Source organism: Stenotrophomonas sp. PS02298 (assembly GCF_029959445.1).
Taxonomy (GTDB): Bacteria; Pseudomonadota; Gammaproteobacteria; order Xanthomonadales; family Xanthomonadaceae; genus Stenotrophomonas.
The window spans coordinates 1-11,468 of the sequence record NZ_JASCOR010000141.1 but is presented as its reverse complement, the minus strand read 5'-3'; the positions used below and the strand labels follow the sequence as shown (position 1 = coordinate 11,468).

Below are 11,468 nucleotides of genomic sequence, written 5' to 3'. Positions count from 1 at the left end.
GGTAAGCGCAGCGCACCCGGGATCGGTGACCGATCATCTGGAAGACAACTGGATCCCCTTGTCCCGGGTGCGCTGCGCTTACCCGGGCTACGGTGCTGCGCCAACCAGCGAACATCCCGTCCCGCTACGCTGAGCCACGCTCAGCGCGGCTTGGGCTCCACGCTGCTGCGCCAGGCATCGAGGAACTGGCGGCGCTTTAGCGCATCCAGGTAAACCAGCAGCCCCGGCCCAAGCTGGATCGGCCGCCGGTTCTGGCCGGGATCACTGTCACCACCGCCGTTGCGGATGATCGGCATCAAGCGCGCCTCGCGTGACAGCACCTGCTGGCCGCGCGCCGACAACAGGTAGTCGAGAAAACGCTTGGCCTCGGCCGGGTGCGGGCTGTTGCGCGGAATCACCGCCGTGCGCAGCACCACCAGGGTGTAGTCCTCCGGCTCGACGATGCCCAAGGGCGCACCGGCATCGATGCGCGCCTGCGCATAGGAACCCAGCACGTTGTAGACCAGCGACAGCTTGCCGCTGCTGACCTGGTCCAACAGCACGCCGGTGCGTTCTTCACGTACCACACCGTTGTCGCCCAATGCGCCGAGCAAGGCACCGGCGATGCTGCCGCGCTGTGCATCCTGGGTCGCCAGCAGATAGCCGACACTGCTGCGCTCGATATCGTAGGTGCCGACCTTGCCGCGCAGCGGCGTGCCTTCGGCACGCAGCAGGTCCAGCAGCTGGCGGCGCGTGTGCGGCACTTTTTCCGCAGGCAAAGCACGCGTGTTGTAGACCATCGCCACCGGCTCGTAGCTGATGCCGAAGGCTTCATTGCGCCACTTCGCCCAGGAAGGCACGGCTTCGGTCTGCGGCGAACGGTGCGGCAGTGCGTGGCCATCGTTGACCAGCTTGGTCTGCAGATCCATGCCGCTGGAAATCAGCAGATCGGGGGTGCTGGCGGTGTTGCGGTCGCGCAGGAAACGCGCGTACAGGTCCTGGGTGATGATGTCTTCATAAACAACTTCGGTGCCCGGGTGCAGGCGCTGGTAGTCGGCGATCACCACCGCGAACACTTCGATATCGGTCGTGCCGTGGATGCGCAGCTGTTCGGTCGCAACGCCCTGCGCAGGGAAGCGCTGAACATCGCCCGGTGCGGCGATCAGAGATGGCGCCAACAGCACGCCCAGCAACAGGATCAACAAGCGGCTCATGCGGCATGCCTTGGCAGATGGATGGTGGCGACCAGACCACCTTCGGGCCGGTTGCTCAGGTCGATGTTGCCGCCATGGCTTTCAACCACGCGCTTGACGATGGCCAGCCCGAGGCCGGCACCACCGGCAGGCGCGTTTTCACCGCGCCCGAAGCGCTCGAATACGCGTTCGGCATCGGCGGCGCTGATCCCGGGGCCGTGGTCGGCGATGGTCAATACCGCCTGCGTGTCCTGCACGGTCAGCGCGATCTGCAGCGGGCCATCGCCGCCGTATTTCATCGCGTTGTCGATCAGGTTCTTGATCGCCTCGCGCAACAGCAAGGCATCGCCGTTGACCTGCACTGCGCCGGTGGTGATCGCCAGCTGCACACGTGGTGCCGGGCCTGCCTGCGGCAGTGCTTCGTGCAGGGCCTGATGCACGGTTTCAACAAGATCCAGCGGTGCGAAGCGCTGCAGGTTGGAGCGGTGGATCACGCTGGCATCGCTGAGCAACTGGTTGAGCAGGCGGCTCATATGAGTGGCGTTGCGTTCGATCGCACGCAGGCTGCGCTGCATGTCCTCGGGCTCTTCTTCGTCCAGGGCCAGCTGTGCCTGCGCGCGCAGTGCGGCCAGCGGTGTGCGCATCTGGTGCGCAGCCTCGGCCATGAATGCACGCAGGGTTTCGTTGCTGCTGGACAGGCGCTCCATGAAGCGGTTCAAGGCAGCGACCATCTGGTTCATCTCGCGCGGCACATGCGAGTCCAGCGGCTTCAGGTCGGAGGGTTCGCGCCGCGACAGCTCGCGCTCCAGACGCACCAACGGACGGAACGCGCGATGCACACCGAAGGCCACCAGTGCCAGCAACAAGGCCGACAACACGCCGATGGCGATCAGCGCGCGGTTGACCATTTCCTGCGCCAGCTCGGCGCGTGCACGGCGGGTCTGCCCCACCTGCACCTGCACTTCACCCTGCGCAGAAGCGGCGGCAAAGCTGCGTTTGACCACCACGAAGCGCACCGTCTCGCCACTGTAGTCGGCATCGAACAACTGCGGCTGATTGCCACTCCTGCGCGGTGCCTGGGGAAGATCCTCGTAGCCGGTGATGGTGCGGCCACGACTATCGGCCACGCGGTAGAACACGCGGTCTTCTTCCGCCATCGACAGCAGGTCCAGGGCCGCATATGGCAGATCCACCTGCCATTGCCCATCCACCAACGCCACCGAATCGGCGATGGACAGCGCCGAAGACACCAGCAGATGGTCGTAGGAGCGATTCGCCGCACGCTGCCCGTAGTCGCGCGCGGCGAACAACAAGGCCACCGCGAACACCGCCAGCAACGCACCCAGGTACAGCATCAAGGTGCGCCGCAATGAACCGGAAGTACGGACCTCAGCCGTCGCCATCGGTACCGCCGTCGCTGGCTTCCAGCATGTAGCCCACGCCACGCACGGTGGTGATGCGCACTGGTGCGGCCGCCAGTTTCTTGCGTAGCCGTCCGATATACAGCTCGATGGCATTCGGCCCGGCTTCGTCGTCGAAGCCGAACAATCCCTTGCCGATCTCGTCCTTGCCGACGACCTGCCCGAGCCGGCCGACCAGGATCTCCAGCAGGCGGAATTCGCGGTTCGGCAGTTCGATCACCTCGCCATCCAGGCTGACCCGATGCGCGGCATTGTCGAACTGGAAGCTGCCGATCTGCATCACCTCACTGGCCTGGCCACGGCCGCGACGCAGCAACACCCGGCAACGGGCTTCGAATTCGCGGAAGTCGAACGGCTTGCCCAGATAGTCATCGGCGCCCACGTCCAGCGCCTGCACGCGATCCTCGATGCCATCGCGGGCAGTCAGCATCAGCACCGGTGTGCTGTCGCCGCGCTCGCGCATGCCCGCCAGTACGCGCATGCCATCGAGTTTGGGCAGGCCGATATCCAGCACCACCAGATCGAAGCTCTGGTAGCGCAGCACGCTGGCCGCGCCCATGCCATCAGCCTGCCAATCCACCGCGTGGCCGTTACGGCGCATGCGACGAATGATGGCGTCGGCCAGGTCCGCATTGTCTTCAACCAGCAGCAGGCGCATCGCGGTGGAAAGTATCGGGAAGGCGCGAATGCTAACGCGGAAGCCGCAAAGACGCAGTGCCGGCCCGCATTGTTGCGCCGCACAAACCCCTGACAGGCGGATGACAGCTAGTCCCCTCCAGACTGCGCCCACGCACCAGCAGGTGCCCATGTTTGCCGCGCGCCTGGCGCGCACCTGGGAGGGTTTGTGGAACTGAGTTTTTTCCAAAAGCGCAGCCTCGCTGCCGCTGTCCTGCTGAGCCTGTGCGCTCCAGCGCTGGCCGCAGAAGACGAAGGTCCGGTGACTGCCACCATCGGCGGCCGCCTGCATCTGGATTTCGCCAGCTTCGACAACGACCACCGGGGCACCCCGAACAAGGATGACACCGAGATCCGTCGCGCCTGGCTGGATGTATCCGGCAAGTTCTTCGTCGTCGACTACAAGTTGGAAGCTGACTTCTCCGGCGACCGCCCCGAGGCCAAGGACGTCTACGTCAGCCGCAGCTTCGGCGATGCCGGCCGCCTGACCGTCGGCCAGTTCAAGCAGTATTACTCGCTGGACGACCGCACCGGCTCCAACTACGGCAGCTTCCTGGAGCGCGGCAACGCCGGCACCAGCCTTGCCCCGCTGTACCGCCTCGGCGCGTCCTGGCAGGCCAACCCTGGCGACATGACCTGGGCGGCCAGCGTCTACAGTCTGGAAAGCATCGATGCCTGGCAGGTGAAGGGCCGCGCCGCCGGGGGGCGCGTCACCTGGGCGCCGAGCCCGGCCGCTGGCGACGTGCTGCACCTGGGCCTGTCGCTGGCCCGCGAGGCCTATGACAACCCCGGTGTGAATGGCGTTCCTGCACTGCGCATCCGCCCGCGCCCGGCCGGCCATCTGTCCGATGAAAGTCGCCTGACCTTGGTCGACTTCTCGGCCGGTCGCGATACCGACGTCAACAAGTGGTCGCTGGAATACGCGCAGGTGCGCGGCCCGCTGTCATGGCAGGGCGAGTTCAGCGGCGCCACCTTCGACGATGGCGCGCAGCGCGGTGAGGTGATGGCGGCCTACGGCATGCTCAGCTGGTTCGTCACCGGCGAGTCGCGCAGCTACGACCGCAAGACCGGCCGCTTCGCCCGCATCAAGAACATCCGCCACAAGCCCGGTGCGTTTGAAGTCGCGCTGCGCTATGACCAGATGCGCGGCAACCAGCACCTTGATGGCCAGCCCGACCTGCGCAACGGCAGCACCGAAGCCTGGACCCTGGCCGGTAACTGGTACCTGCGCGACAACCTGCGCTTCATGCTCAACCTGATCGACAGCCGCAACCGCAACCGCCTTACCGATGCCACCGTGGACCACACCCGCGCGGTCACCGGCCGCCTGCAGTTCGATTTCTAAACACCCCCTTCCCGTCCTGTCTCTTCAAGGAGTCTGCAGATGATGCTGACCATCCTCGGCTTCGGCATGGTCCTGACGTTCATGTATCTCATCATGAGCAAACGACTGTCGCCGCTGGTCGCCCTGATTACCGTACCCATCGTCTTCGCCCTGATCGGCGGCTTCGGTGCCGGCCTCGATGACATGATGCTCGACGGCATCAAGAAGATCGCGCCGACCGGCGTGATGCTGATGTTCGCCATCCTCTACTTCGGGGTGATGATCGACGCCGGCCTGTTCGACCCGCTGGTGCGCATCATCCTGCGCATCGTCAAGGGTGACCCGCTGAAGATCGTGATGGGCACCGCCGTGCTGGCGATGCTGATCTCGCTCGATGGCGATGGCTCCACCACCTACATGATCACCGTGTCGGCGATGCTGCCGCTGTACCGCCGGCTGGGCATGAACGCGCTGAGCATGACCTGCGTGACCATCCTCGCCGGTGGCGTGATGAACCTCACCCCATGGGGCGGCCCGACCGCGCGTGCTGCCACAGCACTGCATGTGGATCCGGCCGATGTGTTCGTGCCACTGATTCCGGCGATGGTGCTGGCCTGCGCCGGCATTCTTGCACTGGCCTGGTACCTGGGCATGAAGGAACGCCGTCGCCTCGGTGTGGTTGCCCTGCCGCAGGGTGGCTCGTGGATGGACGCCACCGTCTCCGATGACAGCGATGCGCTGCCGACGGTGGAAGATGCCGAAGACACCAAGCGACCGAAACTGCTGTGGGTCAACTTCGCCCTGACCCTGGCACTGATGGCCGCGCTGGTGATCGGCCTGCTGCCGATGCCGGTGCTGTTCATGGTGGGCTTCGCCATCGCGCTGGTGATCAACTACCCGAACCTGGCCGAGCAGCGCCGCCGCGTCGTCAACCATGCAGGCAATGTGCTGTCGGTGGTGTCGCTGATCTTCGCCGCGGGCATCTTCACCGGCATCCTGTCCAACACCGGCATGGTCGAGGCGATGTCGCGCGGCTTCCTGTCGGTGATTCCGGAAGCCTGGGGACCGTACCTGGCGGTGATCACCGCGGTGGCATCGATGCCCTTCACCTTCTTCATGTCCAACGACGCCTTCTATTTCGGCGTGCTGCCGATCCTGTCCGAAGCGGCGGGCCACTACGGCATCACCCCGGTGGAAATGGCGCGCGCCTCGCTGGCCGGACAGCCGGTGCATCTGTTGAGCCCGCTGGTGCCATCGACCTATCTGCTTGTTGGTCTGGCCAAGGTGGATTTCGCTGACCACCAGAAATTCACCCTGAAGTGGGCCGTGCTGATCTCCATGATCCTGATGGCCGGCAGCCTGCTGTTCGCCCTGTATCCACTGGCCGCCTGAGCGGCACCTACCTGACGCATTGGAGAGCACCATGACGCTACGTATCGCTTACGTCACCAGTGGCATGGGCAGTGTAGGCACTGCCATCTGCCAATCCCTGGCCCGCGCCGGCCACACGGTGGTGGCAGGCTGCGCGCCGGATTCACCGCGCAAGGCCAACTGGATCCGCGAGCAGCGCGAACTCGGCTTTGATTTCATCGTGTCCGAAGGCAATGCCGCCGACTGGGATTCCACCACCGCTGCGTTCGCCAAGGTGCGTGCGGAAGTGGGCGAAGTGGATGTGCTGGTCAACAATTCCGGCGGCAGCCGCGACATGCTGTTCCGGCAGATGAGCACCGAGGACTGGAACGCGGTGATCGCCTCCAACCTCAACACCTTGTTCAACCTGAGCAAGCAGGTGGTTGATGGCATGACCAACCAGAACTGGGGCCGCATCATCAACATCGGCTCGGTCAGCGCGCAGAAGGGCCAGATCGGCCAGGTCAACTACGCAACGGCCAAGGCTGCGATGCATGGTTTCAGCCGCGCGCTCGCCGCCGAGGTCGCTGCGCGCGGCGTCACCGTCAACACCATTTCACCGGGCTACATCGCCAGCCAGGCGATCAGCAGCTTCCCGCCGGACGTGCTCGATCGGCTGGCGGCGTCGGTGCCGATCCGCCGCCTTGGCAAGCCCGAAGAAGTGGCTGCGCTGTGCGCGTGGCTGGCCAGTGATGATGCGGCGTATGTGACCGGCGCTGATTATCCGGTCAACGGTGGCCTCTACATGGGTTGATGCAGCGGTCCATGGATGCAACAGCGAACGCCGCGCATTGTCGCGGCGTTTTCTTTGCGCCCACCGTCACCATGCTCGCAATGAACAGTCGATTCGAGCCCGGTCAAACGGGAATCACGTCACCAATACTGTGCAAAGCAACGTAATTGGATGACACCGTAAACGGGGTTTAACAAAACACCGACACCCTTCCGTTACCGGCGCGCGCCGGCCCTCCCACGGAACGGTAGACCATGACTTCCAAACGCCTCAGCCTCGCCATCACGCTTGCCCTGTGCACCAGCCACGCCTACGCCGAAGCAGACTCCGCCGACAGCGCCTCCGCGCAGACGCTGGACACCATCTCGGTGATCGGCCAGGGCCAGACCCGCCAGGTGCAACGCATCGGTGAAGTCGACAAGCAGGTGTTGCCGCCGGGCAGCAGCGGCCAGAAAATCCTTGATCGCCTGCCCGGTGTCTCCGTGCAGTCCAACGACGCCTTCGGTGCCAACGAAGAATCGCAGACCATCAGCCTGCGCGGCTTCGACAAGACCCGCCTGGGCTATACGCTTGATGGCATCCCGCTCGGCGACAACAGCTATGGCAACTACAACGGCCTGAGCATCGCCCGCGCCATCATCGCCGAGAACCTGGGCGGCGCCGAGTTGTCGCAGGGTATAGGCTCGCTGGGCGTGGCCTCGACCAGCAACCTCGGCGGGGCAATCCAGTACTTCTCGCAGGATCCGTCCACCGTATTCGGTGGCCGCGCCAGTGTCACCGTTGGCGATGACAACCAGCGCCGTGGCTATCTGCGCGTGGATACCGGCGATCTGAATGGCTTCTCTGCCTATGTCTCCGGCGTGCATCAGGATGCCGACATGTGGGCCGCACCGCACCAGAACCAGACCACCCGCCAGTTCAATGCCAAGGCGGTGTGGAACGTGGGTGATCACCGTTTCGGCGCCTTCGTTGCCACCTCGCGGGCAAGCCAGGCCAACTACGCCTATCTGTCCAAGAGCATGCTGCAGCGTGGACTGGGCTACGACTGGAACATCTACGCGCCGGATTGGGACCGCGCCGTCGCCGCGGCGTACTGCGCGCCAGCGACCTTCGACGTCACGCGCTGCGCCTTCACTGGCGGCGTCAACAGCATCGACGATGCGTACTACCAGAGCCGCGCGTTGCGCGATGACAATCTGTATTCGCTCGATGCCAGCCTGCATCTCGGTGACGAACTCAACCTCAAGCTGCTTGCCTACCATCACGACAATCGTGGCCAGGGCCATTGGTGGGCACCGGGTCAGCCTTCCAATCCCGGTACCGACAAGATGCTGCCGATCTCGATCCGCAGCACCAACTACACGATTGATCGCCATGGCCTGACCGCTGCACTGTCGTGGAACGTCGGCATCCATGAGCTGGAAGCCGGGCTGTGGTTCGAGCAGAACGACCACAACGTCGAGCGCAACTTCTACTACATCGACGGCCCGTTCCTCGACGACACCTACCTCAAGAACCCGGACCGTCGCCTGTTCGACCAGGACTTCGACATCCGCACGCGGCAGTTCTATGTGCAGGACCGCATGCGTTTCCTCGATGAACGCCTGACCGTGGATATCGGCATCAAGAGCCCGAACACCCGCATGCGTGCAACCGCCAAACCCGGCACCGAGCAGAAGCTCGCGTCGGGCACGCTGACCGCCAAGGAATCGCTGCTGCCGCAGCTGGGTGTCGGCTTCAAGCTCAATGCCAACAACGAGCTGTTCGCCTCCTATGCCGAGAACATCGCCGCCTTCGTCGGCGGCGGCAGCGGCGGCCCGCTGCAGGTTTCGCCGGAGTCGTTTGCCGCCAGCGCCGGCCTGGAACCGGAGAAGTCCAAGACCTTCGAGGCCGGGTTCCGCACCTTCGGCAGCAAGTATCAGGCTTCATTGGCTGCGTACCACGTGATGTTCGACAACCGCCTGCTCTCGCTCAACCCCTGCACCAGCATCGAAGTCGGCACGCGACCGGAGTGCATCACCCGCTTCATCAACGTCGGCTCGGTGAAGAGCCAGGGTGCGGAACTGACCTTCATCCTCAAGCCGACGCAGGGCCTGCAGTGGTACAACGCGCTGTCCTGGAACAAGACCACCTACGAGGACGATTACATCTCCGGCGGTGCGATCGTGCCGGTGGCCGGCAAGATCACGGTCGACACGCCACAGCGCATGGCCTCCAGCGAGCTGAGCTGGAACCGTGACGGCTGGTTCGCCAGCCTGCGCGGCAAGTACACCGGCAAGCGCTACTACACCTATACCAACGACCAGTCGGTACCGGGCGTGACCACCTTCGACGCCGGCGGCGGTTACAGCTTCGGCCCCGGCCTGGGCCTGCAGAACGTCAAGGTGTCCTTGAACGTGACCAACCTGACCAACAAGCGCTACGCCGGCCAGCTCAGCTCGTTCGCCCCGACCGACCCCACCGGCACCCGCTATTCCATCCACGCCAGCGCCCCGCGGCAGATCTTCATGACGGTGGGCGCGGAGTTCTAAGCCTTTGGCTCCCTCCCTTTGGCCAAAGGCCAAGGGGAGGGCTGGGGAGGGGTGCTTTTCGCGCCAACCGCAAACCCCAAAGCAAAAGCCAACCCCTCCCCAGCCCTCCCCTTCGCTGCGCGAAAGGGAGGGGGCTGAACCCGGCTCCGCTACAGATCATTGCCTACCGGCCCCCACACCTGAACAACCCAAGCCAGCAAGCCCGCCCCAGCGCCCCAGTCCGCTAAACTGGCCGCCGTTTTTTGCCACAACGCCGGTCATCATCATGCTGCACGCCCAGGTTCACCTCACCCTCCCCGTCTGGATCCACGACGCCGTCGACTGCGACCGCGCCTATACCAGCGATGCGGACAAGGTAGCGCTGGCCATCGAGCTGTCGCGGCTGAACGTTGAACACGCCAGTGGCGGCCCGTTTGGCGCGGTGGTATTCGGCCCCGACCACAAGGTGATCGCCGCCGCGGTGAACCGCGTGGTGCCGCATGCCACCTCGTTGGCACATGCCGAAAACATGGCGTACATGCTGGCCCAGCAGAAGCTCAACACCCCGCGCCTGAACGCGCTGCTGTCGCCGGTCACCCTGGCTACGTCCTCACAGCCCTGCTGCCAGTGCTATGGCGCCACCGTCTGGGCCGGCATCGACCGCCTGCTGATCGGCGCCTGCGCCGCCGACGTGGAAGAACTCACCCCGTTCGACGAAGGCCCGTTGCCGGCCGATTGGGCCGGTGAGCTGAACAAGCGCGGCATCGAGGTCGTGCAAGGCATCAACCGCGACGACGCTCGCGCCGTGCTGCACAGCTACGGCAAGAACGACGGCGCACGCTACTGATTCTGAAAGCCCCTCTCCCGCCTGCGGGAGAGGGGTTGGGGTGAGGGTCCGGCAGTTCTCATGCAGTCTGCTACCGAGGCATCACCTACCCTCATCCGCCCTGCGGGCACCTTCTCCCGGCGGGAGAAGGAGAAGCCCACCCGCTCCACACCAAGGATTTCCATGACCGGCCTGCTCTGCTACTGCCGCCAAGGCTTTGAACCGGAACTGGCCGGCGAACTGAACGACCGTGCAGGCCATGCCGGCATTGCCGGTTACGCCCGTACCCAGCGCAACGATGGCTACGTGGTGTTCGTCACGGATGAGGCCGAAGCGCTGGACCAGCGCCTGCCCTGGCGCGAGCTGATCTTCGCCCGCCAGAAGCTGCGGATTCTCGCCGAGCTGCCACAGCTCGATGCCACGGATCGCATCACCCCGATCATTGCCGCGCTGGAAGGCCAGCAACGGTTTGGTGATCTGTGGGTCGAGCATCCCGATTCGGACGCCGGCAAACCGCTGGCTGGCCTGGCCCGCGCCTTCGGCAATGCGTTGCGCCCGGCGCTGCGCAAAGGCGGCCTGCTCACCGACAAGCCCAACGGCAAGCTGCCGCGCCTGCATGTGGTGTTCGTCGATGGTACGCATGCCTTTGTCTGCGTCTCCGATACCCGCGACAGTGCACCGTGGCTGTTGGGTATTCCACGCTTGAAGCTGCTGCCGGACGCCCCCTCGCGCTCGGCCTTGAAGCTGGAAGAAGCGTTCATGACCCTGCTTACGCCGGAAGAACGCGAAGCATTGGTGGTGCCTGGCATGCGTTCGGCCGACCTCGGGGCGGCACCGGGTGGTTGGACCTGGGTACTGACCCGCCAGCATCTGCATGTGAGCAGCATCGACAACGGCCCGCTGCGCCAGCATGTACTGGATACCGGCCTGGTCGAGCACCTGCGCGCCGACGGTTTCCATTGGCAACCGGAAACGCCGCTGGACTGGATGGTCTGCGACATGGTGGAACAGCCGCGCCGGGTGGCCGAGCGCATGGGCACCTGGCTGCGCGAAGGCTGGTGCAAGCACGCCATCTTCAACCTGAAGCTGCCGATGAAGAAGCGCTGGGATGAAACGCGCCTGTGCCTGGATCTGTTTGCCGAAAAGGCAGACAAGCCGCTGACGATCCGCGCCAAGCAGCTGTACCACGACCGCGAGGAAATCACGGTATTCGTGACCCCGCGGCCCAAAGGCTCTTGATTCGAGGCCCCGCTCTAGATTGAAAGCCCCTCTCCCGTTCACGGGAGAGGGGTTGGGATGAGGGCAGCTTTTGCCTGCGCTTCCAGCTGGAGCATCCCCTGTAGTGCCGAGCCATGCTCGGCATGGGCATTTCAGGTAAAGCCTCTGCCGAGCATGGC

Annotated in this window: 9 protein-coding genes; 6 read left to right on the top strand and 3 right to left on the bottom strand. The window is 64.7% G+C overall.

Annotated features, from left to right (window positions below):
* Positions 1–140: 140 nt before the first annotated feature.
* Genes QMX78_RS16870 through QMX78_RS16860 form a run of 3 tightly spaced genes read right to left on the bottom strand, consistent with a single transcriptional unit; the run spans position 141 to position 3,251 of the window.
* Positions 141–1,193 (bottom strand): ABC transporter substrate-binding protein, encoded by a 1,053-nt coding sequence (locus QMX78_RS16870; protein ID WP_282271696.1) that lies wholly within the window; start codon positions 1,191–1,193, stop codon positions 141–143.
* A complete protein-coding gene (locus QMX78_RS16865) occupies positions 1,190–2,575 on the bottom strand; it encodes a sensor histidine kinase (protein ID WP_282271694.1) in 1,386 nt (461 codons plus the stop codon). Before QMX78_RS16865 ends, QMX78_RS16870 begins: the two co-directional genes overlap by 4 nt.
* The gene (locus tag QMX78_RS16860) at positions 2,562–3,251 is read right to left on the bottom strand and encodes a response regulator transcription factor (RefSeq protein WP_282271692.1); all 690 of its coding nucleotides are present in this window, start codon (positions 3,249–3,251) and stop codon (positions 2,562–2,564) included. The genes QMX78_RS16865 and QMX78_RS16860 overlap by 14 nt, the downstream gene beginning before the upstream one ends.
* A 192-nt stretch (positions 3,252–3,443) precedes the next feature.
* Between QMX78_RS16860 and QMX78_RS16855 the strand changes: the two genes are divergently transcribed.
* From QMX78_RS16855 to rlmM, 6 genes are all read left to right on the top strand, one after another.
* Positions 3,444–4,613: a porin gene (locus QMX78_RS16855; RefSeq protein WP_282271700.1), complete on the top strand. Its 1,170-nt coding sequence runs from the start codon at positions 3,444–3,446 to the stop codon at positions 4,611–4,613.
* 42 nt (positions 4,614–4,655) lie between these two features.
* Positions 4,656–5,984 carry a CitMHS family transporter gene (locus QMX78_RS16850; protein ID WP_282271698.1) on the top strand — a complete coding sequence of 443 codons (1,329 nt, stop codon included), beginning with the start codon at positions 4,656–4,658 and terminating at the stop codon, positions 5,982–5,984.
* A 31-nt stretch (positions 5,985–6,015) separates the two neighbouring features.
* Positions 6,016–6,756, top strand: coding sequence for an acetoacetyl-CoA reductase (gene phbB / locus QMX78_RS16845; RefSeq protein ID WP_282271691.1), 741 nt, complete (start codon positions 6,016–6,018; stop codon positions 6,754–6,756).
* 233 nt (positions 6,757–6,989) lie between these two features.
* On the top strand, positions 6,990–9,266 hold the full coding sequence (locus QMX78_RS16840) for a TonB-dependent receptor (protein ID WP_282271688.1): 2,277 nt from the start codon (positions 6,990–6,992) through the stop codon (positions 9,264–9,266).
* Between the two features lie 265 nt (positions 9,267–9,531).
* Positions 9,532–10,092 carry a nucleoside deaminase gene (locus tag QMX78_RS16835; RefSeq protein ID WP_282271686.1) on the top strand — a complete coding sequence of 187 codons (561 nt, stop codon included), beginning with the start codon at positions 9,532–9,534 and terminating at the stop codon, positions 10,090–10,092.
* Positions 10,093–10,254: 162 nt separating this feature from the next.
* Positions 10,255–11,310 (top strand): 23S rRNA (cytidine(2498)-2'-O)-methyltransferase RlmM, encoded by a 1,056-nt coding sequence (gene rlmM, locus QMX78_RS16830; protein ID WP_282271684.1) that lies wholly within the window; start codon positions 10,255–10,257, stop codon positions 11,308–11,310.
* Positions 11,311–11,468 lie beyond the last annotated feature (158 nt).